Annotated in this window: 28 protein-coding genes and 1 tRNA gene; 14 read left to right on the top strand and 15 right to left on the bottom strand. The window is 58.9% G+C overall.

Annotated features, from left to right (window positions below):
• Positions 1 to 104: 104 nt before the first annotated feature.
• Positions 105 to 923 (bottom strand): tRNA cyclic N6-threonylcarbamoyladenosine(37) synthase TcdA, encoded by an 819-nt coding sequence (gene tcdA / locus ACY8D3_RS04880; RefSeq protein ID WP_462382116.1) that lies wholly within the window; start codon positions 921 to 923, stop codon positions 105 to 107.
• A 122-nt stretch (positions 924 to 1,045) separates the two neighbouring features.
• On the opposite strand from tcdA, the gene dapE reads away from it, so the two are divergent.
• Genes dapE through ACY8D3_RS04865 form a run of 3 tightly spaced genes read left to right on the top strand, consistent with a single transcriptional unit; the run spans position 1,046 to position 3,371 of the window.
• Positions 1,046 to 2,185, top strand: a complete 1,140-nt coding sequence (gene dapE, locus ACY8D3_RS04875) for a succinyl-diaminopimelate desuccinylase (protein ID WP_462382114.1) — start codon at positions 1,046 to 1,048, stop codon at positions 2,183 to 2,185.
• 5 nt (positions 2,186 to 2,190) lie between these two features.
• Positions 2,191 to 3,000, top strand: coding sequence for a putative RNA methyltransferase (locus tag ACY8D3_RS04870; RefSeq protein WP_462382113.1), 810 nt, complete (start codon positions 2,191 to 2,193; stop codon positions 2,998 to 3,000).
• 2 nt (positions 3,001 to 3,002) lie between these two features.
• Entirely contained in the window at positions 3,003 to 3,371 is a 369-nt protein-coding gene (locus ACY8D3_RS04865) for a hypothetical protein (protein ID WP_462382111.1), read from the top strand.
• 50 nt (positions 3,372 to 3,421) lie between these two features.
• Here the strand turns inward: ACY8D3_RS04865 and ACY8D3_RS04860 are convergent, their stop codons facing one another.
• Entirely contained in the window at positions 3,422 to 3,631 is a 210-nt protein-coding gene (locus tag ACY8D3_RS04860) for a cold-shock protein (protein WP_462382109.1), read from the bottom strand.
• Positions 3,632 to 4,116: 485 nt separating this feature from the next.
• Here ACY8D3_RS04860 and plsB point away from each other — a divergent pair, with 485 nt between their 5' ends.
• A complete protein-coding gene (gene plsB, locus ACY8D3_RS04855) occupies positions 4,117 to 6,636 on the top strand; it encodes a glycerol-3-phosphate 1-O-acyltransferase PlsB (protein WP_462382107.1) in 2,520 nt (839 codons plus the stop codon).
• Between the two features lie 31 nt (positions 6,637 to 6,667).
• Here the strand turns inward: plsB and ACY8D3_RS04850 are convergent, their stop codons facing one another.
• Entirely contained in the window at positions 6,668 to 7,453 is a 786-nt protein-coding gene (locus ACY8D3_RS04850; RefSeq protein WP_462382105.1) for a class I SAM-dependent methyltransferase, read from the bottom strand.
• 124 nt (positions 7,454 to 7,577) lie between these two features.
• On the opposite strand from ACY8D3_RS04850, the gene ACY8D3_RS04845 reads away from it, so the two are divergent.
• Complete coding sequence (locus tag ACY8D3_RS04845; protein WP_462382103.1) at positions 7,578 to 7,970, top strand: hypothetical protein; 393 nt, start codon at positions 7,578 to 7,580, stop codon at positions 7,968 to 7,970.
• 24 nt (positions 7,971 to 7,994) lie between these two features.
• On the opposite strand, the gene ACY8D3_RS04840 is transcribed toward ACY8D3_RS04845, so the two are convergent.
• The 5 genes from ACY8D3_RS04840 to adk form a co-directional block, all read right to left on the bottom strand.
• The gene (locus tag ACY8D3_RS04840) at positions 7,995 to 8,654 is read right to left on the bottom strand and encodes an extensin-like domain-containing protein (protein WP_462384247.1); all 660 of its coding nucleotides are present in this window, start codon (positions 8,652 to 8,654) and stop codon (positions 7,995 to 7,997) included.
• Positions 8,655 to 8,753: 99 nt separating this feature from the next.
• Positions 8,754 to 9,608 carry a DUF72 domain-containing protein gene (locus ACY8D3_RS04835; protein ID WP_462382101.1) on the bottom strand — a complete coding sequence of 285 codons (855 nt, stop codon included), beginning with the start codon at positions 9,606 to 9,608 and terminating at the stop codon, positions 8,754 to 8,756.
• Between the two features lie 30 nt (positions 9,609 to 9,638).
• Positions 9,639 to 9,995 carry a hypothetical protein gene (locus ACY8D3_RS04830; RefSeq protein WP_462382099.1) on the bottom strand — a complete coding sequence of 119 codons (357 nt, stop codon included), beginning with the start codon at positions 9,993 to 9,995 and terminating at the stop codon, positions 9,639 to 9,641.
• 154 nt (positions 9,996 to 10,149) lie between these two features.
• Entirely contained in the window at positions 10,150 to 10,824 is a 675-nt protein-coding gene (gene tsaB, locus ACY8D3_RS04825) for a tRNA (adenosine(37)-N6)-threonylcarbamoyltransferase complex dimerization subunit type 1 TsaB (RefSeq protein ID WP_462382097.1), read from the bottom strand.
• Positions 10,825 to 10,941: 117 nt separating this feature from the next.
• Positions 10,942 to 11,589, bottom strand: a complete 648-nt coding sequence (adk, locus tag ACY8D3_RS04820; RefSeq protein ID WP_462382095.1) for an adenylate kinase — start codon at positions 11,587 to 11,589, stop codon at positions 10,942 to 10,944.
• 386 nt (positions 11,590 to 11,975) lie between these two features.
• On the opposite strand from adk, the gene ACY8D3_RS04815 reads away from it, so the two are divergent.
• The 3 genes from ACY8D3_RS04815 (at position 11,976) to ACY8D3_RS04805 (ending at position 13,701) form a co-directional block, all read left to right on the top strand.
• Positions 11,976 to 12,311 carry a pilin assembly protein gene (locus tag ACY8D3_RS04815; RefSeq protein WP_462382093.1) on the top strand — a complete coding sequence of 112 codons (336 nt, stop codon included), beginning with the start codon at positions 11,976 to 11,978 and terminating at the stop codon, positions 12,309 to 12,311.
• A gap of 174 nt (positions 12,312 to 12,485) precedes the next feature.
• On the top strand, positions 12,486 to 12,884 hold the full coding sequence (locus ACY8D3_RS04810) for a DUF4398 domain-containing protein (protein ID WP_462382091.1): 399 nt from the start codon (positions 12,486 to 12,488) through the stop codon (positions 12,882 to 12,884).
• Between the two features lie 43 nt (positions 12,885 to 12,927).
• Positions 12,928 to 13,701 carry an OmpA family protein gene (locus tag ACY8D3_RS04805; RefSeq protein WP_462382089.1) on the top strand — a complete coding sequence of 258 codons (774 nt, stop codon included), beginning with the start codon at positions 12,928 to 12,930 and terminating at the stop codon, positions 13,699 to 13,701.
• A 187-nt stretch (positions 13,702 to 13,888) separates the two neighbouring features.
• Here ACY8D3_RS04805 and ACY8D3_RS04800 read toward each other — a convergent pair whose 3' ends face one another.
• The 6 genes from ACY8D3_RS04800 to queA all read right to left on the bottom strand — a co-directional run bounded on the left by ACY8D3_RS04800 (position 13,889) and on the right by queA (position 19,944).
• Entirely contained in the window at positions 13,889 to 14,446 is a 558-nt protein-coding gene (locus ACY8D3_RS04800) for a glycine zipper 2TM domain-containing protein (protein ID WP_462382087.1), read from the bottom strand.
• Positions 14,447 to 14,542: 96 nt separating this feature from the next.
• Entirely contained in the window at positions 14,543 to 15,460 is a 918-nt protein-coding gene (gene secF / locus ACY8D3_RS04795; RefSeq protein WP_462382085.1) for a protein translocase subunit SecF, read from the bottom strand.
• A gap of 7 nt (positions 15,461 to 15,467) precedes the next feature.
• A complete protein-coding gene (gene secD / locus ACY8D3_RS04790) occupies positions 15,468 to 17,330 on the bottom strand; it encodes a protein translocase subunit SecD (protein WP_462382084.1) in 1,863 nt (620 codons plus the stop codon).
• Between the two features lie 64 nt (positions 17,331 to 17,394).
• The gene (yajC, locus tag ACY8D3_RS04785; RefSeq protein WP_462382082.1) at positions 17,395 to 17,727 is read right to left on the bottom strand and encodes a preprotein translocase subunit YajC; all 333 of its coding nucleotides are present in this window, start codon (positions 17,725 to 17,727) and stop codon (positions 17,395 to 17,397) included.
• A gap of 34 nt (positions 17,728 to 17,761) precedes the next feature.
• Positions 17,762 to 18,880, bottom strand: coding sequence for a tRNA guanosine(34) transglycosylase Tgt (gene tgt, locus ACY8D3_RS04780; RefSeq protein WP_462384246.1), 1,119 nt, complete (start codon positions 18,878 to 18,880; stop codon positions 17,762 to 17,764).
• Positions 18,881 to 18,900: 20 nt separating this feature from the next.
• Positions 18,901 to 19,944 carry a tRNA preQ1(34) S-adenosylmethionine ribosyltransferase-isomerase QueA gene (queA, locus tag ACY8D3_RS04775; protein ID WP_462382080.1) on the bottom strand — a complete coding sequence of 348 codons (1,044 nt, stop codon included), beginning with the start codon at positions 19,942 to 19,944 and terminating at the stop codon, positions 18,901 to 18,903.
• Positions 19,945 to 20,055: 111 nt separating this feature from the next.
• Between queA and ACY8D3_RS04770 the strand changes: the two genes are divergently transcribed.
• The 4 genes from ACY8D3_RS04770 (at position 20,056) to ACY8D3_RS04755 (ending at position 22,168) form a co-directional block, all read left to right on the top strand.
• A tRNA-Leu gene (locus tag ACY8D3_RS04770) sits at positions 20,056 to 20,142 on the top strand.
• Positions 20,143 to 20,405: 263 nt separating this feature from the next.
• A complete protein-coding gene (locus ACY8D3_RS04765) occupies positions 20,406 to 20,735 on the top strand; it encodes a hypothetical protein (RefSeq protein WP_462382078.1) in 330 nt (109 codons plus the stop codon).
• 41 nt (positions 20,736 to 20,776) lie between these two features.
• Positions 20,777 to 21,166, top strand: coding sequence for a hypothetical protein (locus tag ACY8D3_RS04760; RefSeq protein WP_462382076.1), 390 nt, complete (start codon positions 20,777 to 20,779; stop codon positions 21,164 to 21,166).
• A gap of 333 nt (positions 21,167 to 21,499) precedes the next feature.
• On the top strand, positions 21,500 to 22,168 hold the full coding sequence (locus ACY8D3_RS04755; protein ID WP_462382074.1) for an SOS response-associated peptidase: 669 nt from the start codon (positions 21,500 to 21,502) through the stop codon (positions 22,166 to 22,168).
• 249 nt (positions 22,169 to 22,417) lie between these two features.
• On the opposite strand, the gene ACY8D3_RS04750 is transcribed toward ACY8D3_RS04755, so the two are convergent.
• Positions 22,418 to 23,635 (bottom strand): PrpF domain-containing protein, encoded by a 1,218-nt coding sequence (locus tag ACY8D3_RS04750; RefSeq protein ID WP_462382073.1) that lies wholly within the window; start codon positions 23,633 to 23,635, stop codon positions 22,418 to 22,420.
• A gap of 263 nt (positions 23,636 to 23,898) precedes the next feature.
• On the opposite strand from ACY8D3_RS04750, the gene ACY8D3_RS04745 reads away from it, so the two are divergent.
• Both ACY8D3_RS04745 and chrA read left to right on the top strand, forming a co-directional pair.
• Complete coding sequence (locus ACY8D3_RS04745) at positions 23,899 to 24,072, top strand: hypothetical protein (RefSeq protein ID WP_462382071.1); 174 nt, start codon at positions 23,899 to 23,901, stop codon at positions 24,070 to 24,072.
• A gap of 346 nt (positions 24,073 to 24,418) precedes the next feature.
• The gene (gene chrA, locus ACY8D3_RS04740; protein WP_462382069.1) at positions 24,419 to 25,624 is read left to right on the top strand and encodes a chromate efflux transporter; all 1,206 of its coding nucleotides are present in this window, start codon (positions 24,419 to 24,421) and stop codon (positions 25,622 to 25,624) included.
• The last annotated feature ends 112 nt before the right edge of the window (positions 25,625 to 25,736 follow it).

Raw genomic sequence — 25,736 nt, 5'->3', positions numbered from 1 at the left:
GGAAACCCGACATGGCCAGAGCCTTTGGCGCGATGCCGACAGAAGAATGGCAGCTCAGTGCCGAATGGCGGGTCAAAGCCGCGGTCGAGGGCAGCTTAGGCGCCTTACTCCTGGTTTTTGGTGACATCGCGCTCTGACGGCCTTCTCACACCGGCAACCAGCTTGTCGACCGTACGCGCCGCAGCCGCCATTCCGAAGCTGGCTGTAACCATCATCACGGCACCGAAGCCGCCAGCACAGTCCAGACGTACCCCCTCGCCGACAAATCCCTTCGCCTGGCAGACACTACCGTCTGGCTTGGGATAACGCAGTTGTTCAGTGGAGAACACGCATGGCACGCTGTAGTGGCGCCCTGGCGTGCGTGAGAAGTTGTAGTCCTTTCTAAGCACCGACCGAACTTTCGCCGCGAGGGGATCATTGAATGTCTTGTTGAGATCTGCGATTTGGATCTGAGTCGGGTCGACCTGCCCACCCGCGCCGCCTGTGGTTACGATCTGTATCTTTCGGCGCTTGCACCACGCAATCAGCGCGGCTTTGGAAGCAACGCTGTCGATGCAATCGATCACCGCGTCGAGGTCGGGCGTGATGTAATCCGACATCGTTTCCCGCGTGACGAAGTCGCACACTGCATGCACCTTGCAGCTGGGATTGATTGCCTTCAACCGTTCACTCATGACGTCGACCTTGGGACGCCCGATCATGCCGGCGATCGCGTGTACCTGCCGATTCGTATTGGTCGTGCATACATCATCCAGGTCGAAGAGAGACACCTCGCCTACCCCGGATCGCACCAGCGCTTCTGCCGCCCACGAACCTACACCACCAATCCCCACGACTGCGACGTGCGCCTTGGCCAGGCGCTCGGCGCCCTGAATGCCGTAGAGACGGGTGATACCCCCGAACCGTTGTTCATCGAATTGCATGCGTGCCTCCACATCGAAGGCCGATTATAGGGATATGGCCGAAGCACCGCAGCCCGCGCCGCGTGAGCGGCCGTTTTGCTTTAAGATGGCCGCCATTTTCACGACCGTTGTTTGGAGCTCCCATGAGTCCGCTCTCGCCTACCCTCGAACTCGCCTGCGACCTGATCCGTCGACCCTCTGTCACGCCTTTGGACGAGGGCTGCCAGGAGCTGATGATGCGTCGACTCGGCGACGCCGGGTTTAAGCTGGAACCCATGCGGATCGAAGACGTGGACAACTTCTGGGCGACCCACGGCAATGAGGGTCCAGTCCTATGCTTTGCGGGCCATACCGACGTCGTTCCGACTGGCCCCGTGGTCGAATGGCAGCACGGCCCCTACGAAGCATTGATCGACGAAAACGGCATGCTATGCGGGCGCGGCGCCGCGGACATGAAGGGCAGCCTGGCTGCAATGGTGGTGGCCGTAGAGCGCTTCACTACCGACCACCCGAACCACAAGGGCACGATCGCGTTTTTGATTACCAGTGACGAAGAAGGCCCGGCAGATCATGGAACACGCGCCGTGGTGCAGCGCCTGGCTGAACGCAAGCAGCGCCTGGACTGGTGCATTGTCGGCGAGCCATCGAGCACGACATTGCTCGGCGACGTCGTAAAGAATGGGCGACGCGGCTCGCTGGGCGGCACGCTCACCGTACGGGGCATCCAGGGTCATGTCGCCTATCCCCATTTGGCTAAGAACCCTATCCATCTGGCGGCGCCAGCACTGGCGGAACTCGCTGCGGAGCACTGGGATGCGGGTAACGACTTTTTTCCGCCGACGAGCTTCCAGATCTCAAATCTGAATTCGGGCACCGGCGCAACCAACGTAGTGCCCGGGACACTCAAGGCACTCTTCAATTTCCGCTTCTCTACGGAATCGACGGTGGAGCAGCTTCAGGCCCGCACCTGCGAAATCCTGGACCGCCATGGGCTCGACTACTCGATCGACTGGAGCCTTTCGGGCCTGCCCTTCCTTACCGAGCCGGGCGCGCTACTGGACGCCGTGTCTGCCAGCATCGCTGATGTGACCGGCAGGACGACCATGCCTAGCACGAGCGGCGGTACTTCCGATGGTCGCTTTATTGCGACGCTGGGCACTCAGGTTGTGGAGCTTGGGCCGGTCAACGCAACGATTCATCAGGTAGATGAACGCATTCTGGCGAGCGACCTGGACCTGCTGACGGATATCTACTATCAGACGCTCGTCCGGCTGTTGGCGTAACTACGATGCTCATTTGTCCTATTTGCCAGGCTGCGCTACATGACGCTGGCAATGGCGTCGCATGCGATGCCGGCCACCGCTTCGATCGGGCTCGACAGGGCTATCTGAACCTGCTGCCCGTACAACACAAGAACAGCCGGGCGCCGGGTGACAACGCTGCGATGGTCGAAGCGCGTCGCCGCTTCCTGCAAGCTGGGCACTACGAGCCGATCGCCGGGCGGCTGGCCGATCTGGCTCATCGCTTCAACCCAGACGTCTGGGTCGATATTGGCTGTGGGGAAGGCTATTACACCGGCGCTGTTTCTGATCGCCTCGCCGGGCATACCGGCTACGCCCTGGATATTTCCAGGGACGCGGTGCGCATTGCGTGCCGACGCTCGCCTGCAACAACCTGGTTTGTTGCCAGTATGGCTCGCATTCCACTTGCCAATGCAAGCTGCGGCATGGCTACCAGCATTTTCAGCCCGCTCGACTGGTCGGAAACGCGACGGATTCTCGCGATTGATGGAGGGCTGCTGCGTGTCGGCCCCCTGGAGTCGCACCTGATTGAGCTGCGCGAACGCCTCTACGATGAAGTCCGTCCCTATGACGATACCAAGCACCTGGGCCTGATTCCCGACGGCATGGAACTCGCTCATAGTGAGTCCCTCACCTTCACCCTCGAATTGACGGACGAGACCAGCCGCGCTGATCTCCTGGCAATGACACCCCACGGGTGGCGGGCCAGCGCAGAGAAACGTAGCCGGGTGGTTTCCGAGCCGCTTGAGGTCACCGTAGCCGTGCGCTACGACTGGATAACCAAAACGCGAGCCTGAACATGCGCCAGCCTGATATCGAAATCTACCTCAAGGACGTTGAACGCGATGCCGTCAGCGAATGGTTGGCCCAGGCGCTTGGGCCATGCAGTGATTGGCAAGCCGCAGGACAGACATTCAAATGTGCAGCAGGATCGCTGCGCGTGACATTCTTCCCCAAGGCGGTTGGTCGCTGGCACAGCCTTTATATCGAAGGTGCCGAGCTTCCGTGGGAAACAGACCTGGCTTGCGCCCGGGCAGCGTCCAATGCCCTGGGCGTGCAGATTCGTTGCGCACCCGGCGGCTGGGAAGAATCGGAAAGCGAAGAGAACGACCGCTGGATAAGGGTCGACAAGGAAGGCGAGAGCGAAATCGTCTGGAAGACGGACTGACGGCTCGGAAATGAAAAAGCCCGCCTATCGACGGGCTTTTTCCTCTGGAATCACGCCTTGGCGACGTCTTCCGCCTGCAAGCCCTTTTGGCCCTGGATCACGGAAAACTCGACCTTCTGGCCTTCAACAAGAGAGCGATGGCCTTCACCCCGGATGGCACGGTAGTGCACGAACACGTCCGGACCGCTGTCACGTTGAATGAACCCATATCCCTTGGCGTCATTGAACCACTTGACGGTTCCGAACTCACGATCTGCCATTACCACATCTCCAACTCTGTTGTTGATTGCCCCCCATTTATTATTGGTGGGGGCCTCCACGGCACGTGGGCTTCCTTTACCCGATATCACAGTTCCGTCTGCAGCATGGCCTGGACCGGTAAGACAACGAATCCCGAATCGACCGCTCGGGCAGTATAAACAAAGCGACAGCGCTGAAAAGTGATTTTTGAAAAGCCTTCCAAGCCGCGTGGTGCGTGGCTTCCGAGCCATTTTAGAAACACGACGGAGGTCCCTGATTTGGCAAGAATTTATGGGCGCGAACCTATTCCGCTCATTCCGCCAGCCCCTTGTGAACCTAAACATTCAGCAAAACGTCGGACATGACGAACAGGCCAGCGTCGCAACAGTCGAACGCCTAAGGCACACGCAGCCATGTGAAGCTGAGCCAACGTCACTTTTGCTGGCGTCTCGGGTTTGCGGCACAATTCCATCCCGGCCCCCAGGGCCCGAATCGTATCGACTCCATGACCCGCTCTCCCCTACACCGTCTTGCGTTTGCCTGCCTTCGGCGGTTGCTCTATTTCTGGGTCCGCTCCGAAACAATCAACCAACCTTCCGTCAACCTGAAGCTCGACCGCGCCAAGCCTGTCTTTTATGTGCTTGAGGAGCGCTCGGCCAGTGACCTTGCTGTCATCGATCATGAATGCATGCGGCTAGGTTTGCCCCGTCCTGTCCTCCCCGTCATGATCGGTGATCAACAGGAGCGAGCGGCATTCTTTCCCTTGACGACAGGCCCGGGCTGGTTCGGCGAGAACCCTAGACGCAAGGCTCCTGCGTTTCTGCTGCGGCTGACCCACGCCGTCGGCCAGCACGTCGTCGATGACATACAGATCATTCCGGTCAGCGTGTTCTGGGGGCAGTCGCCCGACCGGGAAACGAGCCCATGGAAGCTTCTCTTTGCGGACAGCTGGGCCGTAACGGGCAGGTTACGAAAGTTGGTCAGGATCATGGTGCTCGGCCGCAAGACGCGGGTGCAGTTTTCCGCGCCGATTCATGTACGGGACCTTGTTGAGCAAGGCAAGGGCCAGCAGCGAACGCAACGGTTGGCGCATCGCATCCTCAGGGTACACTTCCGTAACCTCAAGTCCGCCGTGATCGGCCCGGACATTTCGCACCGCCGCAATGTGGTCAAGGGGCTGGTCCGTGCCGCGCAGGTGCGCCAGGCTATTGCCGACCACGCAGCGCAAGAGCGGGTTTCGGTCGAAAAGGCCGAGCGCCAAGCGCTCGCCTACGGCAATGAGATCGCATCCGACTACACCTACACGGTGGTTCGCTTCTTCGAGCTAATCCTCTATTGGTTCTGGAACAAGATTTATGATGGCATCAAGGTGCATAACCTCGAGCGAACTCAGGATGCCACGCATGGCCACGAGGTTATCTATGTGCCATGCCACCGAAGCCACATCGATTACCTGTTACTGTCCTCCGTGCTTTTCCGTCAGGGCCTGACACCGCCGCATGTCGCCGCAGGGGTCAACCTAAACATGCCGGTGGTCGGCAGCCTGCTACGGCGTGGCGGCGCCTTCTTCATGCGCCGCACGTTCAAGGGCAATCCGCTCTACACGGCCGTGTTCAACGAGTACATGCATACCCTCTTCAGCCGGGGCTTCCCGGTCGAGTACTTCGTTGAAGGCGGGCGCTCGCGTACCGGTCGAACGTTGCAGCCACGCACTGGCATGTTGTCCATCACCCTGCGCAGCTACTTGCGCTCATCGCGCACGCCGATCATTTTCGTACCGGTCTATATCGGCTACGAACGCGTGCTGGAGGGGCGAACGTATCTGGGTGAGCTTCGGGGCAAGGCGAAGAAGAAAGAATCGATATTTGACCTGTTCAAAGTGCTCGGTGCGCTGAAGCAGAACTTCGGAAGCGTATGGGTCAACTTCGGCGAGCCCATTCGGCTGACCCAGTTCCTCGATCAGCACCAACCGGGCTGGCGCCAGGAAGAGCATGCGCCGGCATTCAGGCCTGACTGGCTTAGCGGTACCACCGATCGACTGGCCGAGACCATCGCTCGGCGCCTCAATGAGGCAGCGGCGATCAATCCCGTCAACCTTGTCGCGGTCGCGCTGCTGTCCAGCCACCGCCAGGCGCTCGACGAACAGACGTTGACGCGAACGCTGGACCTTCATCTCGCACTCCTACGCAAGGTGCCTTACTCGGAACACACCACGCTCCCTGACGGGGACGGAGCGAGTCTCATCCGCTATGTGACACAAATCGGACTCGTTGCGGAACAAAAGGACGCACTTGGGTGCATCTTCTACCTGGACGAGCAAAACGCCGTGCTCATGACGTATTACCGTAACAACGTCATGCATGTATTCGCCCTGCCGGCGCTGCTTGCGAGCTTCTTCCTTTCGAGTGGACGGATGAGCCGCGAGCAGATCCTGCGATTCAGCCAAGCGCTCTATCCCTATCTGCAATCCGAGCTGTTCATCCGCTATGAGCCCGAGGCACTGGATACGGTCATGGACCGGTGGCTTGCGGCATTTGTGGAGCAGGGCCTGCTCAAACAGGAGAATGATGTCTACGTGCGACCGGCGCCGAGTTCGCGCCAATTTGCACAGCTAAGCCTGTTGGCACGCTCGATCGTACAGACGCTCCAGCGTTTCTACATGGCGACGTCACTGCTGCTCAATGCCGGCCAACATGCCCTGTCAGCGGAGGAGCTGGAATACCTGTCGACCGTGATGGCGCAACGCGTTTCCATCCTTCATGGCCTGAACGCGCCCGAGTTTTTCGACAAGACCCTGTTCAGGCATTTCATCCAGACCTTGCTTGATGAAAACGTCCTGTTCAAGGACGAAGGCGGAAAACTCGGCTTCCACGAGATGCTTTCCGAATTGGCTGAAGGCGTTGCCAAGCGCGTATTGCCGGCGGACTTGCGTCTCTCGATTCAGCAGGTTGCACTGGATCGTTCTGAGGATCTGGAAGCCGTCGTCTCTCCTGCAAAGCCCAAGCCCGATACCCCAACGCGATAACCGCTGAACTGCGTTTTACCTGGGCGAGCCACTAGCTGCCCAGGCGCTTCTTGGGATAGATGTCATAACGACTCGACTTGCCATCGAGGCTATAACCCGGTTTGTGCCCTTCGACGCAGGGTGCCTTGCGCGGGCGCTTGACGACTACCCGGTGGCTGGCCAATTCCAGCGCTGCCTCGAGCAAGGCAGGCGCATCCGAATCATCCCCCACCAGCGGGCGGAACAGCCGCATTTCCTTCTTGACCAGGGCACTCTTTTCCCGATGAGGGAACATCGGGTCAAGGTGGATGACCTGCGGAGGCTCCTCCTCCCAACGGCTCATCCGTGCAATTGCGTCCCCTTCGATCAAGCGCATGTGGGCGACGATAGTCGCGACGCCCAAGTCCTGTCGTGCACGGGCGAGCCCATCTGCCAGCAGCGCCGCAATAACCGGATGCCGTTCACACAGGATAACGTCGCATCCCAGGCAGGCAAGTACGAACGCATCACGGCCGAATCCTGCCGTGGCGTCCAGCACCCGAGGGCGAACACCGGGCTGAATACCGATTGCCTTGGCGATCATTTGCCCACTGCCACCCCCATATTGGCGACGGTGCGCGGCCGCCCCTTCGATGAAGTCGACGCGGATCGCACCTGGGGCGCCGGGCGATAGGTCGGCAAGCTGCAAGCCTGTATCGGTTAACTGGAGCGCATATGAGGCCTCGCCCGCCGTCGGAAATCCGAGCTGATGCGCAAGCGCCGAAGCGGCGTCATTCCGTATGGGCGACAGGCTTTCCACACGAATGATGGGAGCTGGTTGGTTAAACGAATCGGTCATCTGCTCCTCACTGCAAATTCACGGCCGCTGCGAAGGGGTTTTGGTTTGCCTCGCGCAGCCCTAAACCTGACGCTTCGTGGGCCGATAAGGAAGAACGGCATTGTGCCAGAGCGAACCGAGAGCCATGGTCGAAATCGTCAAACAACCCAACGCTTTACCCGTGGTCAGCCACGGCGAGCGTGGGCGCCCGGCGGAAAATATCGGCGTCCGGGCTTACTTCGACTTCGAGCACCTACTTGCGCAACTTCGTCCCGCGACCACTGCGCCCTCTTCGGCGCTCCCCACGGCGGATACGCTTGCACAGCCGCAGACCGGCAGCGTCGCACCCATCCAGTTGCCGGTCACAGTACCGCTTGATTTTACGGTCACCACCATTGAACGCTCCGAGCCACGGGATGCCGCTTCCTTCATCAGCTCGATGCCAGAACTCTTCAACGCCCCGTACCTCGATGAAACCCCACCCGAGGATGCCTGGTTCGAACACCGTAACCGCCTGGCCCTGCTCGGAATCGCCTGATCGATCTGGCGCGGTATCGCTGCCTTAACGACAGATGCGGTACGGTCCCATATCCAAGTGGAAATGGTCGTGGTGCGCGCGGTTATAGTCTGGTCCAAGGACGGTATTGAAGCGCTTGCACGCAGCGCGCTTCACTTCACGCAGAAAGCGTGCATCATCTGCCGAGCCATTCCAGTCTCGCGCGAGCGTGATTCGTTTGCCATTTTCGAGCCTGAAGCCTGCGATATCGAATGCGTTGGCAGTCGCATGTTGGCTACGCCGGGCACTGTTAGCGATGTTGCGACAGGAAAAGCTCCCAAAATGGTCGATGCGCGCCACACGCTGCCCATAGACTGACTGCGCTATGGCTTGCAAATCATGGGTCTCGAACATCGCGTATGCAGTCGCCAACGGACAGGTAGCAACGAAGCTACTGCTGAACGAGACGCCCGAACCGGTGATGCGCACCGCGTTCTCGATGGGACACCCTGGGGATGGGGTACTGTCCTTCACGCCCGAATATTTGAGGTCAGAGCTGCCCAGGGCCTGATCACACAGCGCCCTGTCGTCTTGCAGACGCCAAACCTTCAGGGGTGTAAGCAGGTTGGGCACCGCCTTGATGTCCAGCGGCGCCCAGGGGTTCCACTCGGGAGGCACACTAAGCCATTGACGGTACACCGCGTACGGGGCGCCCACGATTATCATCAACAACAATACGGCTATCAAACGCCCCATTCACGGCCCCTCAGCGTCCTTCATGATAGACCGCACTAGCCGAGGCAAAGTGTCGAGCGCGCGTGATGCTCAAAGCAGGCCGAGTTGTTCGGCCTGCGGTACTGGGGTTGGAAGGTCGGGCAATCCAGGAACCAAGGCCTGCAGTTGCTCATGAAAGCGAAACGCCTGCGCCGCCGCCTGGCGGTTATCCGGAGCATGCAAGTAAACATGTGGCATCCGCCCTTCACATATCCAGTCGGCGACTTTAGTCACCCATGGCGAGAGGAAGGTGTCATTGAACAGAAGGTCGCCGCTGCCCACGAAACGCACCTGCGGCTCATTGGTGAACGCGGGAGCCCTGACTGGTAACCGGGGTTTGCGGGACTGGGCCTCTCGTACATACGCGTCGGTCAGAGGACTTTGGAACACCGCCCGGGTGTCGAAGCCTATGCGCTCCACACCTCGCCCCCGCAACAGGCGGTTGAGCGCTCGCTCGGGCTCGCCTTTGCTATAGAAATCAAGATGCCGCACTTCCACGGCCAGGGTCAGATGATCGAACGCGTCCAGCCATGCCTCCAGTTCGGCAAGGCGGTTCGGTCCGAAAGTGGCAGGCAGTTGAAGCCATAATGGGTTGAGCCGCTGGCCTAATGGTCGTAGCAAATCCAGAAAAGACTGGGTCTCTTCGAAGCGATCGCGCAGGTCCCCGTTGTGGCTGATATCCCGGTTGAACTTCGCACAGAAGCGGAAAGTAGCCGGCATGCGCTCTGCCCAACGCATGACCGTGCTGAGGCTGGGGCGTGCGTGGAACGTGGTGTTGCCTTCGACCCCGTTGAAGGTTGCGCAGTATCGACAGAGCAGGTCATCAGACGGGTCGCCCGCTAGCAGATCCCTCCAGCCAGGCTCGTTCCAGGAGGGGCAGCCGATGACATAGGGAAAATCGATCAAGGCCGTTCCGATCTCATCTGTCAGAGGGCGTCATGCGTATAGATCAAGGCCTACGATCTGAGAGGCTGAATCGTCGTAGCGGATAATGTTCGCCGTGCTGCCGTAGCTGGCCAGCGCCTGGGCAGCACGGGCCGACAGCGGCTGCTGGTAACGGTCGGCAATGTCGGTATAGCGAGCCGGAAGATGCTCGGCGCGGACATTTCCAGCTTCGCTGGATGCCTCGACCTCGGCATAGGTGAAGGCGTCTTCAGCCTTTCGGTCATCCTCAGCTGGCAAACGCTTCTGGATTTCATCGACCGGGCTCACTTCTCGATACGCAGCACCAGCCGCGCTCGTACGAGCGGGTCGGTCCAGCGGGTAGGAAGAGATGTAACCGTCGATGCGCATCGATGAGCCCTTCGGAGTGTCGCGCCACTCTAATGAGTCGATCCGGCGTTAGCAATCCGTCACGCCTGTCGTTTGACAGATGGCGGTGCTTTCCGGCAATACCCTATCGATCATTCCCCTGGCGCCGGCGTTCCGCCGAGGGCACGAACGGCACTCAGGTTTTTTTGGGTGTAGCGACGTTGTCACGCAGGTAAATGGGTTGCGCCGCCTCGGCGCTGACCGTTTCCCCGCGAGCTAGGGCAAAGGACGCAAGGGTAATGAGATCTTCCGCATGGGGAAGCAAGTCTGGAAACACCGAGGCGGGCGTGAGCGGAATGCGTGCACCATACCCCCAGCCCGTCCCTCCACCGTGCCAGGCGCCTGCAAAATCGCGTGGTAGCTCAACACGTTCGGGTGGCAGTACGGCTTCGGCTCCCTGCAACTGCATTTCACCGGCGACGTTTGCATAGCAGCCCCAATAGACCTCATCCATGCGGGCATCGATGGCCACGGCCACCCGTTCGCACGCATTCTCCCGGTAGGCACGCTGCGCAATGAGCGCCAAATCCGAAATCGGCACTACAGGGCGATCAAGTGCGTACGCTAATCCCTGGACGATACCGATCGCGATCCGTACGCCAGTAAAGGCGCCGGGGCCGCGGCCGAACGCGATGGCGTCGATGTCCGCCGCCACCAGTCCGGCCTCACTCAATAGCTCCTGGACCATTGGCAACAAGCGCTGCGCGTGCATTCGCGGGATGACGTCGTAACGGCTCAGGACGTGGTCGCCCTTCTTCAATGCAACGGAACAGGCTTCAGTAGCGGTATCGAGTGCCAGCAGGACAGTCATGGGTACAGGCGGTTTGGATGAATGGGCCGGCATTAAAGCGGGTTATGCCCATTTTTGCCACTGCCATACAACGCAAAACGGCCCGCAAGCGGGCCGTTCGCAAAGCCCAACGAGGCATCAGTCCAATGCTGCGATGACCTTTGCGGTGATGTCTTCTACGCTGCCCACGCCTTCAATACGAGAATATTTCGGCGTGCCATGACTTGCTGCCATGTCTCGGTAGAACGCAACGAGCGGTTGCGTCTGGGAGTGGTAGACGGAGAGGCGGTGACGGACGGTGTCCTCGTGGTCGTCGGCACGCTGAACCAGGTCCTCCCCGGTCTCATCGTCCTTGCCTTCCACCTTGGGCGGCTGATGGACGACGTGGTAAACGCGGCCGGAGGCCGGATGTACGCGACGGCCACCGATACGGCTGACGATTTCTTCGTCTTCGACGGCGATCTCAACGACGTGGTCGATACCGACGCCTGCGTCCCGTAGCGCTTCAGCCTGCGGAATCGTGCGCGGGAAACCGTCGAACAGGAAACCGGTTGCGCAGTCTGGCTGGGTGATACGCTCCTTGATCAGGTCGATGATGATGTCATCGGAAACCAGGCCACCGCTGTCCATCACATCCTTGACCTTCAAGCCAAGCGGAGTGCCTGCCTTGACTGCGGCACGCAACATATCGCCGGTCGAGATCTGCGGAATGCCGAATTTGCGAGTGATGAAGCCCGCCTGTGTGCCTTTGCCCGCGCCTGGGGCCCCCAACAGAATCACGCGCATCTCTGTGCTCCTCACATTATTGTTACCACTTGGGATTCGCCTCGTAGCAAGCTGTTTGGGCCAATCTTCTCATCGGTCCCACCGCCGCCGTGCGCGTAGATGCAGGCGCCAAGCGACAAACGGCTGATCAAGATACACAGCGCACCTAGGGGGCACAAGCCGCCTAAAGTCGCACCATCCGGCGCTCACCACCCGATCTTGCTAAAACCCTGCGCTGCCGCTCGCGCCGCGCATCCGGCTGCGACAATGCGTCGCGCCTGGTCGTGACAAACCGAGAAAGACAGCGAAACGGAATTCGCGCAGCTAAACGTCGGTCGGTATGCATAGTCGTTGTGCCTGAAGCGTTGACGCTTGGCACTGCGAAACACCATGCAGGAGTAGTACGAATGAAGTTACGCGAGCTTACCGAACACTGGGAGCAAACCGCCAAGGGGCAACTTACAGAGCGCGCTTACGGTGTCCATCTGGATATCGAGTCGGCCGCGCGTCTCGCTGCACTCGCGGAGATGTATCCAAAGAGAACTCAAGAAGAGTTGCTATCGGAGCTTATAAGAGCCGCGCTTGAAGAACTCGAGGCCAGCTTCCCGTACGTTAAAGGCGAGATGATTCAGGCAACGGATGAACTTGGCGATCCGATATATCAGGACGTGGGCACTACCCCACGCTTCCTTGAACTCGCCCGCAAGCATCTGCATCGCCTTCAGAGTCAGCAAAGCGTTTGAGGGTAAACAATAGAATCTGACCATGTAGTCAGATTGATCCTGAAACAATTGAACCTTTGAATTGCCGTCTCGGTCACAAAAAAGAGCTGGCAAGAACACTTGGTCACTTCGAGACTTCTCGATGACAAGCGTCGAAGATGCCGGCAGGTTTTCGATAGAACTGGAGAACGCACCATGAAAGCGATGATTCATCCCGGGTCGGGCGCAGTGCTAAGGAACTTGAAACTCACGACGCTGGCAATCGGTAGTGCCTTTCTGATTGCAGGCTGTGCCGGCAATCCGCCGACTGAACAGTTTGCACTGACCGAAAGTGCCGTGAACCGCGCAGTCAGCGCCGATGCCACGCAGTATGCGGCCGTAGAGATGAAGTCTGCGCAGGACAAGTGGAAGCAGGCCGAGATGGCCATGAACGACAAGAAGTACGACGAAGCGCGGAAGCTGGCCGAACAGGCTGAATGGGATGCTCGCCTTGCCGAACGCAAAGCGATGGCAGCGAAAGCCCAGAAAGCCGTTGAAGACGCCGAACAGGGCGTCCGTGAACTGCGCGACGAAAGCATGCGCTCTACCCAGTGATTGGTTAGCGCCCGCCGTTTATAGAGGATGAAGGATTTCGTTCATGAAAAAGACCATTTTCCTGCCCACGATGCTTGCTCTTGCCATGGGTCTGACCGCTTGTGCCACTAAGCCAAATCCGGAACTGGATACTGCACGCAGCAACTTTGAATCGTTGCAAACCAACCCCCAGGCTAGCCAGATTGCAGCGCTTGAAACCAAAGAAGCGAGCGATGCGCTGGATAAGGCCGAAAAGGCTTTCCGTGATGGCGAGAACCGTGAGCGTGTAAGCCAATTGTCTTATCTCGCCAATCAACGTACTGAAGTCGCCAAGCAAACAATTGCCCTGCGCTCCGCAGAGCAGCGTCTGCAAGGTGCATCCGCAGAGCGCGCCCAAGCTCGCCTGGATGCACGTGATGCTCAGATCAAAAAGCTTCAGGAGCAGATGAATGCCAAGCAGACCGACCGCGGCACGGTGGTCACATTTGGCGATGTGCTGTTCGACCTGAACCGTTCCGAGCTGAAGCCGGCAGGCATGCGTGATGTACAGAATCTCGCCCAGTTCCTCCGCGACAATCCGGACCGCAAAGTGATCATCGAAGGCTATACCGATAGCACCGGTTCCGACTCGTATAACCAATCGTTGTCCGAGCGTCGCGCAATGTCGGTCAAGAGCGCACTGGTTCGCATGGGCGTGGAGCCTTCCCGCCTGACAACCCAGGGTTACGGCAAGGAATACCCGGTTGCGGATAACAATTCGCAGTCCGGCCGTGCTATGAACCGCCGCGTGGAAGTGACGATCTCAAACGACGCCAATCCCGTGGCTCCACGTCGCTAATAAGATCCGGCAGTCAATATGACTGCCGGCCGTCTACGCTCCTTGCCTGGCTCGCTTCGAGCCAGGTTTTTTTTTGCGCGGCAAACATGATCCAGCTCGCCAGCTATGTTGGCCTGCGTCTTTCCAGCGGCCATAAAAAACCCGGCTATAGGGGCCGGGTTCGTTACAGCATTCTTTGTTTAGCGTGTTAGCGCGAAGTTGTCGCTGGCTCGCTGGAGTTGGCTAGAACAACCTGGCCATCCTGAACCGGGAGGCGGTCGCCAGGGTCACGATCCATACGCACCTGACGGACCTTGCCATCAAGCTCGTACTTTACGTCGTAACCGACAATCTTCTCGCTCACGTCGTTGACCGTTTTGCAGCGGGTTTCGGTCGTGGTGTAGGTATCACGGGTTTGCATCCCCTCCTGAACCTTGTTGCCGGCATATCCGCCACCGACCGCACCTGCGACCGTAGCGAGCTTCTTGCCATTGCCACCGCCGACTTGATTCCCCAGCAGCCCGCCTGCAATCGCGCCTACCGCTGTACCAATGAGCTGATGCTGATCCTGGACCGGGCGCTGACGCGTGATCGCCACTTCACGGCACTCTTGCCGCGGGGTTTTGATGGACTCCTTTACGGATTGTACTGCTAGCACTTCGGCGTACTGCGGACTACGGTCACTCAGACCATAGGTTGCCAGCGCACCACCAGCCGTAATACCGGCCGCACCCAAGACTGCACCCACGAGCAACGACTTGTTCATAAAACCTCCTGTAGCGACGTGAGCAAACGGCGCTCAACGCCCAGCCTTGGAGGCTAAAACGGCGCCAAAGTTCAACTTTGGCGCCGTACGGCTGTGTCAAGGGCGATCGTCTACCGCATTGGGATCGGCGGCTGGAGGAATAAGATCTTCAACCGAGAGCTTCAGCCATACCAGTACCGTCGCGCCGATATAGATCGATGAATACGTACCCACAATCACACCGATCAGCAACGTCAGTGCAAAGTTCGCCAGCGTATCGCCACCGAAAAACAACAGCGCCAGCAATGCCAGTGCGGTTGAGAAGGAAGTGGCGAACGTCCGCAGCAGCGTCTGGGTTATCGATACGTCAATATTCTCGATAAGGGACGCTTTGCGTAGTACGCGGAAATTCTCGCGAATTCGGTCATAGATGATGATGGTGTCGTTTAGGGAGTAACCCACCATCGCCAGCACTGCCGCGAGCACGGTCAGATCGAATGGTACCTGGAAGAAAGCCAGTAGACCGAGCGTGATGATGGTGTCGTGCGCCAGTGACGCAAGGGCACCCAGACCAAACTTCCATTGAAAACGGAACGCCAGGTAAAGCAGCATCCCGCCGAGGGCCAGCAGCATTGCCAGGCCACCCTGGTCACGCAACTCCTCACCTACTTGTGGGCCTACGAACTCGACCCGGCTTATCTGGAAAGCTGACGACGCGTCCGTGTTGCGCAACGCCGTTGCTACACGATTGCCCAACTGTGGGTCTTCCCCGGCCAGACGGATCAATACGTCGGTCGTGGCACCAAAGCTCTGCACAACCGCATCAGGGTAACCGGCCTGACCAAGGTCCGTCTTGATCCGGTCGAGATTGGCAGCCTGTTCATACTTGAGCTCGATCAGGGTTCCACCCGTGAAGTCGAGACCAAAGTTTAGGCCCTTCGTGAACAGTGCGCCCAGACCAATCAGAGACAGAACGACAGTAATGGCGAACGCAATGTTGCGAACCGCCATGAAGCGAATGGTTGACTTGATCATGGCTGATTCAGATCCAGAGCTTCTTGAAGTTACGGCCACCAAAGATCAGGTTGACCATACCTCGGGTGAAGAAGATTGCCGTGAACATCGAGGTCACGATACCCAGCGACATGGTGACGGCAAAGCCTTTCACCGGACCGGTACCCAGCGCGAACAGAATCCCGCCAACCAGCAGCGTCGTCAGGTTACTGTCGATGATCGCACTGAACGCTTTGTCGAAGCCTTCGTGGATCGAGCGCTGCACGGAAAGGCCACGCGCAATTTCTTCACGTATCCGCGAGAAGATAAGCACGTTGGCGTCGATCGCCATACCTAGCGTTAGCACGATACCCGCGATACCAGGCAACGTGAGCGTCGCACCGATGATCGACATCAGCCCAACCAGCAATACGAGGTTGAATGCCAACGCGACGGTAGCGAGCAGACCGAAGAAGCGGTAAATCAGGATCACGAACAGCGATACGAAGACCATCGCCCATTCGGTGGATTCGATACCCTTCGCGATGTTCTCGGCGCCCAGGCTTGGGCCGATCGTACGTTCTTCGGCGAAGTACATTGGAGCCGCCAGACCGCCTGCGCGTAGCAGCAGTGCGAGTTCGGACGATTCGCCCTGCCCGTTCAGGCCGGTGATACGGAACTGGCTACCCAACGCAGACTGGATGGTCGCAAGGCTGATGATCTTCTTGTCCTCGACGAAACCCGGTACCTCGACCTGCTGCTCCACACCGTCCACAACTTGTTTGACAGTACGGGTTATAGGGCGCTGCTCGATGAAGATCACCGCCATGCTGCGGCCAACGTTCGACCGGGTAGCGCGGTTCATCAGATCACCGCCGTGCCCATCCAGGCGAATATTGACCTGCGGACGACCATTCTCATCGTAGCTGGCCTGGGCGTCAGTCACCTGGTCACCCGTGATGATCAATGAACGCTCCAGATCAGCCGGCGGACGCCCGGCCTCGCGGAACTCAAAGCTCTCGGTCGACGCACGCGGTGCGTCCGGCGTAGCAGCCAGACGGAACTCGAGGTTGGCTGTCTTGCCGAGGATACGCTTGGCTTCTGCCGTATCCTGTACACCTGGCAACTCAACAACGATACGGTTCGCGCCCTGACGCTGTACCAGCGGCTCGGCTACACCAAGCTCGTTGACGCGATTGCGCACAGTCGTGAGGTTCTGCTGGATCGCATAGTTGCGGATCTCGGTGAGCTTGGCTTCCGTAAGCGCAAGTCCCAGGACCTGCAGGTTGCCCTGCTCGCTCTCAGCGATGTCGAAATCGTTAAAGTTGCCGCTGATCTGACGCTCTGCCTGGGAACGGTCCTCGGCACTGTTGAATCCGAGCTGGATCGCGCCATTCTGGATCGGCAGGCTACGGTAGCGGATACGCTCCTTGCGCAGGAGCGTCTTGACGTCATTTTCGTAGACGTTCAGCCGGGTATCGACAGCCTTCTCCATGTCGACTTCCAGCAGGAAGTGAACACCGCCAGAGAGGTCGAGGCCCAGCTTCATGGGCGTCGCATGCAGCGAGCGAAGCCAATCAGGTGTTGTCGGCGCCAGGTTGAGCGCAACGACGAAGCCATCGCCCAAGGTGCGAGACACGACATCCTTGGCAGGCAACTGATCGCCAAGGGCGGTCAAGCGAATCAAGCCAGCGTTCTGTTCGATCGCACCGGACTTCACTTCGATACCCGCGTCGCGTAGCGCCTGTGCTGCGCGGTCTACGTCGGACTCGGTGATATTCCTGGCTGTACTGGTGCCGCTGATCTGGATGGCCGGGTCGTTCGGATACAGGTTGGGCGCCGAATAGACGAGGCCGATCGCAAGAACTGCCACGATCAGCAGGTACTTCCAGAGAGGGAATTTGTTGAGCATGACTCCGCCCGTTATGACGCGGGGCGCTATAAGCGCCCCGTTGATGCTATGAAGAACCTGAAAGTCAAATGGCTTTCAGGGTGCCCTTGGGCAAAGTGGCCGCGATGGCCGCCTTCTGGAACTTCAGTTCGACGTTGTCGGAGACTTCGATGACGACGAAGTCATCGGCGACTTTCGAAACGCGTCCGGCGATGCCACCGGAAGTGACGACTTCGTCACCCTTCTGCAGGCCACCCAGCAAATTCTTATGCTCTTTGGCGCGCTTGGCCTGAGGACGCCAGATCATCAGATAGAAGATGACGAGGAATCCGACCAGAAAAATCCACTCGAAGCCAGAACCAGCCGGGCCGGCAGGCGCCGCGGCATCCGCATAGGCGGCGGGAATCAGAAAGCTCATTCAGCACTCCTGTTGCAAAGTCATAGTGTGGTTTTTATACGTTGAGCGGCGGCGTCGGAAGGCCGCGGCGGGCATAGAAGGCATCGACGAAGTCGGCCAATTTACCCTGTTGGATAGCCCCGCGCAAACCGGCCATCAGGCGCTGGTAATGCCGCAGGTTGTGGATTGTATTCAACATGCTGCCGAGCATTTCGCCGCATTTGTCCAAATGGTGTAAATACGAGCGCGAGAAATGTTTGCAGGTGTAACAGTCACAGCCCTCCTCTACCGGCGAGTCGTCGTGACGATGTATCGCATTGCGAATTTTCAATACGCCGGTATCAACGAAGAGATGACCATTGCGCGCGTTGCGGGTGGGCATCACACAGTCGAACATGTCGACGCCGCGGCGCACGCCTTCGACGAGATCCTCTGGCTTGCCAACACCCATCAGATAGCGCGGCTTGTCCGCTGGCATTCTGGGTGGCAGGAAATCCAGCACGCGAATCATCTCTTCCTTGGGCTCACCGACCGACAGGCCGCCAATGGCGAGGCCGTCGAACCCGATCTCACACAGACCGTCAAGCGACCGCATGCGCAAATCTTCATGCATGCCGCCTTGTACGATGCCGAACAACGCGGCTGGATTATCAGCGTGAGCCGCTTTCGAACGTGCGGCCCAGCGCAGTGAAAGCTCCATCGACCGGCGCGCAACATCTTCGTCTGCAGGATATGGCGTGCATTCGTCGAAGATCATGACGATGTCTGATCCCAGGTCACGCTGCACCTGCATGGACTCTTCCGGGCCCATGAACACCTTTGCACCATCCACCGGAGACGAGAAGTAGACCCCCTCCTCCTTGATCTTGCGCAACGCGCCCAGGCTGAACACCTGGAATCCACCTGAGTCGGTCAGGATTGGCCCCTTCCACTGCATGAAATCATGCAGGTCGCCATGCTTCCTGATGACCTCTGTACCCGGCCGAAGCCACAGGTGGAAGGTATTGCCCAGAATGATCTGCGCACCGATATCTTCGATGTCGCGAGGCAGCATGCCTTTCACCGTTCCATACGTGCCTACGGGCATGAAAGCAGGCGTTTCGACAACGCCGCGCGGAAAGGTCAGGCGACCACGACGTGCATTACCGTCGGTGGCCAGTAGTTCGAAAGACATATGGCAGGTACGGGACATGATCAAACCTCGGGGCCGACGGCCGCAGGGTTACGGGTGATGAACATGGCATCCCCGTAACTGAAGAATCGGTAACGTTGCTCCACTGCTGCGCGATAGGCCGCCATGGTCTGCGGGTACCCGGCAAACGCGGACACGAGCATCAGCAGCGTGGACTCTGGCAGGTGGAAGTTGGTGACGAGCGCATCGACCACGTTGAAGCGGTAGCCCGGCCAGATGAAGATGTCGGTATCCCCACTAAACGGCGCGAGCGTGCCATTGCGCGCTGCCGTCTCAAGCGAGCGGACACTGGTCGTACCAACCGCAATGACGCGCCCGCCCCGTGCCTTGCAGCGAGCAACCGCATCAACGACCGCCTGGTCTACCTCGAGCCACTCACTGTGCATGTGATGGTCTTCGACCCGCTCGACGCGCATGGGCTGGAAGGTGCCCGCTCCGACGTGAAGGGTAACGAACGCAGTCTCCACGCCGGCCTCACCCAAAGCTGCCAGCATTTCATCATCGAAATGCAGGCCAGCGGTCGGCGCCGCCACGGCACCGGAACGCTGCGCGTATACCGTCTGGTAGCGCTCGCGATCGGCCGCCTCGTCAGCGCGATCTATATAAGGTGGCAACGGCATATGGCCGACGCGCTCAAGCATTGGCAGTACATCTTCCTCGAAGGCGAGTTCGAACAGCGCGTCGTGGCGGGTAAGCATGACCGCCCTGGCGCCGCCTTCAATCAGCAGCTCGGTGCCCGGCTTCGGGGCCTTGCTCGCCCGGACATGCGCCAGCACGCGTTGGGTATCCAATACCCGTTCAACAAGAACTTCGATCTTCCCACCGGACGCTTTCTGCCCCCACAACCGCGCCGGAATCACGCGCGTGTTGTTGAACACCATGAGATCGCCCGGACGGACATGTGAGAGCAGGTCGGCAAACCGCTGATGTTCGATTTCGCCGCTCGGTCCGTCCAGCACAAGTAAACGGCTGGCTCGCCGCTCGGCAAGCGGATGGCGAGCAATCAAATCTTCCGGGAGATCGAAATGGAAATCGGAGACGCGCATAGAAAAGGAGGGTCGGTTCAAAAGGCGGCCGAAGCTTACCGGAAATGCACCATCCTGACCACGAAACCCGATTGACCGACGGTCATGACATCCCTATACTCCGCCGCCATTGCCTCGGTGGCGGAATCGGTAGACGCGGCGGATTCAAAATCCGTTTCTGGCGACAGAGTGAGAGTTCGAGTCTCTCCCGAGGCACCATCACATGACTTCGCGCTGCTCAGGCAGCGGTCGAAGCGCCGAAAAGCCCGCCTAGTGCGGGCTTTTTCGTTTCTCCTGTCACCGCTTTGCATTTCAGCGGCAGACCGCATCCTTTGCCCTTGTACGCACTAACTACATCCACCCGACATCGCCTGAACATTCATTGCGGCAATCAGGCTCGCTATCAGAGCAGCGTGGATGGTGAACACCAACGCAATCCATGTGAAGATATCCGCTGGATGTAAAACGCAAAGGGATTAGCGATGCTCCACTTCTTCTTCATGTTGTCTGCCGTCTTCTTCACATCAGCCGCGAGCGCAGAGGACACCGCGCTGGCAAAGACCGCGAATGCCATCCGGCCAGCGATCGAGGCCGCCACTATCTACACGCAGAAGTCGTTCCTGCAAACGATGGCTGGCGGTAGCGGCCCTATGGCCGATGGCGCAACGCGTGCGCTCAGTCAGCTCGACCATCACGAGCGGCTGCAGAACCGCGGGCCCAGACGCACAATGCAGGAGTGCATCAAGCCAGGCAGTGTGATCGATGATGACGTAAAGGAATGCATGGAAGGTCTACGGCCCCGTAGCTGGTGACATTTGCTAGAGACAAACGTGTTATCAAAGGTGCTGACGGCATGCATGCAAGTGAACGGCAGATAGCGTTGGAGGCTGATATTGCTCGGCTGGAAGCGCGTCGGGTGGAAGCTTCCGAGCACGCTTATGGCCGAGCGACCCGAGTGCATATATTCGCAGTCGGCGGAATGATCTGTGGCGTATCCATAGGCTTGGCGGGTTTGACGTCGATGCTTGCAATCGGCATCACGCTTTTCGGGATATCAGCCTTCGCAATCGGAGTAATTTCCCTCTACGTGGGCTTTCGAAAAGAGAGGGAAGTGCGCTTGCATCGAAAGCTGTATGCCCAGCTAGTTGAACAAATCGCGAGGAAGGAGGAGGAACTTCGTAGTCTGATGCTTCAAGCTGACTCAACGACATCTTCGGCTTCGCTCGCCTCCAACGAGGCTTAACAGCCCGCCGACCGACATCATTCCCCATCACGCAGCGTGACTGACCTTTCCCGGACCAGTATTAAATGCGTCTGCCGGTTACAGCGACCAAGGAACAGGTCGATCTGCTAGCCTCAGCTGGAATACGCGAACGGCTCTCAACGATATTCCTGCCCCTTTCGATGACGCCTCAGCAGCTGCTTATAGTGACCATAGCGTTTCGTGCGTAGCGGAACAGTACGCGGCCTCCGAAATGCGAACATCCGAGCAAGCCCAGGAACTCGGTCCGCAGCCGCCGCATGCGATACGGGCATTTTGCGCCGGCGTGTTGTCTACCTTTTACCAGGAGGACACATGTGCGGACGCTTCGGACAATACAGAACCCCCCATCGCTATGCAGAGCAGCTTGGTCTGCCTATTCCACCCATGGACGCCACCTCACGCTTCAACGTGGCGCCTCGGTCGAAATGTGTTGTTATCCGCCCGATGGATGACAAGGCCCGATTCGATCGGATCTCGTGGGGTTACGCGCCGCACTGGGCAAGCAAGCGCGCGCCTGTGATCAATGCACGGATAGAAACCGCAGCAACGCGTCCCTATTTTCGTGGTATCTGGAAAACGGGCCGATGCCTCGTGCCCGCCGATAGTTGGTACGAGTGGAAGCGGGATCCAGATAGCACCGCCAAGCAACCGTATCTGATTCGGCTACGTTCGGATGAGCCAATGTTTTTTGCCGGTATCGGACAATTCACTGGCGCAGAGAACGACGGCTTTGTGATTGTCACTGCCAACTCGGACGAAGGCATGGTCGATATCCACGATCGACGCCCTATCGTATTGGATCGCGACGCCGCGCAGGAGTGGCTGGACCCGGCCCTGCCCTCCCCCCTAGCCGAAGACCTGGCCGTTCACCACTCGGTACCCACGAGCGCCTTCGAGTGGTATGCGATCCAGAAAGCAATCGGCAACGTACGCAACGAGGGCGAACACCTGATCGAACAGGAACGAGATCCGATCGTGTGATTCGTCCGTCCCGGACGCCAAGGCGTTCGCAATGTGCCGTTGCCATGACGTTATCGATTCGCGGAAGTACTGACCAAAGGCTCAATTGCCGTTATACCAAGGGCGGTCGCTGACAGATGACCGCGCTCCTGGTGAAGCATGTCTCGGGCGAATCGCTTAGCTTGATATGGCGAGCCCGTAAGGGTTATAGCCTGCGCAGGAAGCAGGCGGGGTGATTCAACAGCCCTCACGTACTCGGAATCAGCTCGATTACCTCAACGCTTGCAACGCAGCGATTAAAGCTGAGGACGCGCTATACAGTGGCACATGCCCTTGGTGCAGCATTTGCGCACTCCTCCGGTAAGCCACGGTTTGTACGGCAAGACGGCCACTGTCCTCGCGCGCCATGACCATCGCCTCCAGCGTGCCGGCAGGGTTTTCCATACTGATGGTGAATTCTCTGAACGCTGGGCCTGCTTCCGCTTCGGTCGAAGCGATTCGCGAGGCAACGGTGCCGGGTATCAAGGTCGCAGCTGCTAGGCAACAGCCACCCGACACTGCCATCGACGCATGGGCTGTCTGCGGCGTGAAGTAGCGAACGGATAGATCACCACCCTGCGTAGGCGGTCCGATGATGCACACCTTGGGCACCGTTTCACTAAGGCTCACTTCGTCCTTGCTCATCAGAGCGCCATCACGTTTCACAAGTCGCATTCGCACGCCAGCTTCTACCCAGACCGCCTTCAACGCCTCAAGAAATCCGGTATCTGCCTCGAGTTCCGCGATGGACTCTGTCGCTGTTTTTCCAAAGGCTGCAGCGTCGATGATGACCATAGGGACAGCCACATCGACGCAGGACACTTCGACACCAAGGATCTCATCGGCCACGTTGCCGGTCGGCAAGAGTGCACCCGTTTTCGCACCGACTGGATCATGTAGAAACAGGTCAACGCCAGGATGGCTTCCAGGCACTCCCGGAATCGCGACCATGGCCAACCGATTATCGCCATCGCGAAGCACGCGCCCGGTGGTGAGTACAGCCGTGTTCGTATTGAACAGTTCAATTTCGAAATCACCGCAGACACCATCGGCCAGCCCTGCATGAAGGGCCCAAAGCGGCAATGCGGATGACATGTTTCCGCAGTTGACGCTCCAGTCGATTCGCGCGTGGTTGGACGCAAGTTGGGCGAGCGTCGTTACCAATCGTGGCCGCCCCTCTCTACCAGGCTCGACTGCAACGAAAAACACCTTGTTGCTCGTCGCAGGGCCGCGGCCCAAGCCGGTGATCTGCCGATTGCCAGGCAGCTCGCCACGCTGCGGAACGCCCATCAATAACCTCAGCAGTTCTTCCTGAAGCGCAACCTCGGTGGGGGCATGCACCTCTTCGATAACGAGGCCCGTGGACGTTCCACCTCGCATGAAACTGACGGGAAACCAGATGATGCCGCTTTCCTGCGTGATGGCCTTGCGAGGGCTGTAGCTAAACATAGGTGACTCCTGTATTCGTTTTTTGTCCTCCGCCTGCTGGCAAACGCACTGAAGCAGCTCCTTGATCGGCGCGTTCTAAGCGCCACAATTCTCGGCGAAACGTCACGATACACCACAGTCAAAGCGCGCCATGCCGACAAGGGCATTGTGCTGCGGCTGGTCGCACCGAATGTTGGACCCGTGTCGCGACGATGCACTTCGTCAGCGGCCTGGCTGTCCCATGAACATGAATACGCGAGTCGACCTACAGACGGAGGCACAGCATGGCGGTCACACTCAAGCAGCTTTACGGGGAAGACATTCCGGTCAATCGGCAGGCAGAGGGACTGGATGTGCTATTCGAAGTCGTGGCGCCTGACGGCGAACGCTACTTTTTCGAAGCGGAAGAGGAAGCAGCGGCCAAGGTGGTCGAACTGAGCGACGAAGAACGGCGCTAGCCTATTCTGCCCGTATTCTCTTGCACATCGTAAACGAGGGGTACAGCGTGCGCCGACTCTCTGCCGGCCGCGTTGATGCAATTTCTCTGTCCAATCGAAGAAAGATAGAAGCTAAACGTTTTTTTCACATTCGCCCCACATTCTTTTCACGCCATCCTGCGTAGCCTTCAAATCGCCGGCCCCATCCGGCTCCGATGGTGTGTGAGTTTCAAGCCCGCTTCGTGCGGGCTTCTCTTTGCCTGCGATTTGGCCAGACACTGCCTGGCTACCTGTCACGACATCGTCATGAACGCCGATTAGCCTTTCCCGCAACATTGTGACCTCCTCAGGCCCGGTCGACGCCCCAATGACAGAAGCGCCTCCCGAGCAACGCCGCTCCTCTCCAGTTGAGATCCTTCGAGCTTTCCTCCTGTTGGGAGTGACCTCTTTTGGAGGTCCCATCGCGCATCTCGGTTACTTCCGAAACGAGTTCGTCGCACGCCGGCGCTGGCTCTCTGAGGCGGAGTACGCTGATCTCGTAGCGCTGTGTCAGTTTCTACCAGGCCCTGCCAGCAGCCAGGTAGGATTTGCATTGGGACTGATGCGCGGCGGGTACATCGGCGCCCTGCTCGCCTGGCTTGCTTTCACATTCCCTTCGGTCATCCTCCTGCTGCTCTTCGCATCCGCGACCAGTTTTCTGGACGGCCCGCTTGCTGCAGGTGCGATACATGGGCTGAAGCTTGCCGCGGTCGCGGTTGTCGCCCACGCGGTCTGGGGCATGGCGCGTAATCTTTGCCCTGACAACGAACGGACAGGTATCGCACTGGCGGCCCTGGTAGTAGCGATCACATTGCCTGGCTCTTGGGGCCAGGTCATGGCGATAGGCATTGGTGCTCTGCTGGGCGTATTACTTTGCCGAAAAGCACAAACGGCGACGGAGACGCCGCTGGCCACTGCCGTGAGCCCACGCGCCGGCATACTGTCACTCAGCGTGCTTGTACTGCTGCTAATTGGGCTCCCGTTGTTGGCCTGGGTGAGTGGGACGCAATTCATCGCCCTGGCCGATGCGTTCTACCGCGCAGGGGCACTGGTCTTCGGTGGCGGGCACGTTGTGCTTCCGCTACTTGAAGCAGAAGTTGTCGAACGCGGCTGGATGTCTGCCTCCACGTTCCTCGAGGGCTACGCAGCGGCACAAGCCGTGCCCGGCCCCCTGTTCACGTTTGCGGCCTACCTGGGGGCACTCGTCGAACCTGCACCAAATGGCGTTTTAGGCGCGTCGATTGCCGTGGTAGCTATTTTCCTTCCAGGAATGCTCCTGTTGATCGGCATACTGCCCTTCTGGACGAAATTGAAAACCCTCCCCGGCGCACACGCTTCCATCGCAGGCATGAACGCGGGAGTGGTCGGCCTTCTCGGTGCAGCGCTCTACGATCCGGTGTGGACCAGCGCGGTCGGAAGCGGTCTTGATTTCGCACTAGCGGCGATCGCGTTCTTCCTGTTGGTGCGCTGGCAGTGGGCCGCATGGAAAGTAGTATTAGCCCTGACAGTGGCCGGTATCGCGACCGCAATCTGACGGACGCGTCCGCTTTTTTTCCATGCGTACCGAACAGACCGGCGCAAAGTCGGTCATAGCCCCGATTTGGGCAGCGAAACTGCAGTACGTTGCTCTTTGCCCAACTATCCAC

This window comes from Pseudomonas sp. Marseille-QA0892 (assembly GCF_054950135.1).
The sequence above is the reverse complement of the archived record's forward strand: the minus strand, read 5'-3'. Positions and strand labels throughout refer to the sequence as shown.

What these genes read in the sequence shown, in the direction of transcription:
- tcdA (WP_462382116.1), bottom strand. Translation starts at nt 923, where the DNA reads ATGCAATTCGATGAACAACGGTTCGGGGGTATCACCCGTCTCTACGGC.
- dapE (WP_462382114.1), top strand. Translation starts at nt 1,046, where the DNA reads ATGAGTCCGCTCTCGCCTACCCTCGAACTCGCCTGCGACCTGATCCGT.
- ACY8D3_RS04870 (WP_462382113.1), top strand. Translation starts at nt 2,191, where the DNA reads ATGCTCATTTGTCCTATTTGCCAGGCTGCGCTACATGACGCTGGCAAT.
- ACY8D3_RS04865 (WP_462382111.1), top strand. Translation starts at nt 3,003, where the DNA reads ATGCGCCAGCCTGATATCGAAATCTACCTCAAGGACGTTGAACGCGAT.
- ACY8D3_RS04860 (WP_462382109.1), bottom strand. Translation starts at nt 3,631, where the DNA reads ATGGCAGATCGTGAGTTCGGAACCGTCAAGTGGTTCAATGACGCCAAG.
- plsB (WP_462382107.1), top strand. Translation starts at nt 4,117, where the DNA reads ATGACCCGCTCTCCCCTACACCGTCTTGCGTTTGCCTGCCTTCGGCGG.
- ACY8D3_RS04850 (WP_462382105.1), bottom strand. Translation starts at nt 7,453, where the DNA reads ATGACCGATTCGTTTAACCAACCAGCTCCCATCATTCGTGTGGAAAGC.
- ACY8D3_RS04845 (WP_462382103.1), top strand. Translation starts at nt 7,578, where the DNA reads ATGGTCGAAATCGTCAAACAACCCAACGCTTTACCCGTGGTCAGCCAC.
- ACY8D3_RS04840 (WP_462384247.1), bottom strand. Translation starts at nt 8,654, where the DNA reads ATGATAATCGTGGGCGCCCCGTACGCGGTGTACCGTCAATGGCTTAGT.
- ACY8D3_RS04830 (WP_462382099.1), bottom strand. Translation starts at nt 9,995, where the DNA reads ATGCGCATCGACGGTTACATCTCTTCCTACCCGCTGGACCGACCCGCT.
- tsaB (WP_462382097.1), bottom strand. Translation starts at nt 10,824, where the DNA reads ATGACTGTCCTGCTGGCACTCGATACCGCTACTGAAGCCTGTTCCGTT.
- adk (WP_462382095.1), bottom strand. Translation starts at nt 11,589, where the DNA reads ATGCGCGTGATTCTGTTGGGGGCCCCAGGCGCGGGCAAAGGCACACAG.
- ACY8D3_RS04815 (WP_462382093.1), top strand. Translation starts at nt 11,976, where the DNA reads ATGAAGTTACGCGAGCTTACCGAACACTGGGAGCAAACCGCCAAGGGG.
- ACY8D3_RS04810 (WP_462382091.1), top strand. Translation starts at nt 12,486, where the DNA reads ATGAAAGCGATGATTCATCCCGGGTCGGGCGCAGTGCTAAGGAACTTG.
- ACY8D3_RS04805 (WP_462382089.1), top strand. Translation starts at nt 12,928, where the DNA reads ATGAAAAAGACCATTTTCCTGCCCACGATGCTTGCTCTTGCCATGGGT.
- ACY8D3_RS04800 (WP_462382087.1), bottom strand. Translation starts at nt 14,446, where the DNA reads ATGAACAAGTCGTTGCTCGTGGGTGCAGTCTTGGGTGCGGCCGGTATT.
- secF (WP_462382085.1), bottom strand. Translation starts at nt 15,460, where the DNA reads ATGATCAAGTCAACCATTCGCTTCATGGCGGTTCGCAACATTGCGTTC.
- secD (WP_462382084.1), bottom strand. Translation starts at nt 17,330, where the DNA reads ATGCTCAACAAATTCCCTCTCTGGAAGTACCTGCTGATCGTGGCAGTT.
- yajC (WP_462382082.1), bottom strand. Translation starts at nt 17,727, where the DNA reads ATGAGCTTTCTGATTCCCGCCGCCTATGCGGATGCCGCGGCGCCTGCC.
- tgt (WP_462384246.1), bottom strand. Translation starts at nt 18,880, where the DNA reads ATGTCTTTCGAACTACTGGCCACCGACGGTAATGCACGTCGTGGTCGC.
- queA (WP_462382080.1), bottom strand. Translation starts at nt 19,944, where the DNA reads ATGCGCGTCTCCGATTTCCATTTCGATCTCCCGGAAGATTTGATTGCT.
- ACY8D3_RS04765 (WP_462382078.1), top strand. Translation starts at nt 20,406, where the DNA reads ATGCTCCACTTCTTCTTCATGTTGTCTGCCGTCTTCTTCACATCAGCC.
- ACY8D3_RS04760 (WP_462382076.1), top strand. Translation starts at nt 20,777, where the DNA reads ATGCATGCAAGTGAACGGCAGATAGCGTTGGAGGCTGATATTGCTCGG.
- ACY8D3_RS04755 (WP_462382074.1), top strand. Translation starts at nt 21,500, where the DNA reads ATGTGCGGACGCTTCGGACAATACAGAACCCCCCATCGCTATGCAGAG.
- ACY8D3_RS04750 (WP_462382073.1), bottom strand. Translation starts at nt 23,635, where the DNA reads ATGTTTAGCTACAGCCCTCGCAAGGCCATCACGCAGGAAAGCGGCATC.
- ACY8D3_RS04745 (WP_462382071.1), top strand. Translation starts at nt 23,899, where the DNA reads ATGGCGGTCACACTCAAGCAGCTTTACGGGGAAGACATTCCGGTCAAT.
- chrA (WP_462382069.1), top strand. Translation starts at nt 24,419, where the DNA reads ATGACAGAAGCGCCTCCCGAGCAACGCCGCTCCTCTCCAGTTGAGATC.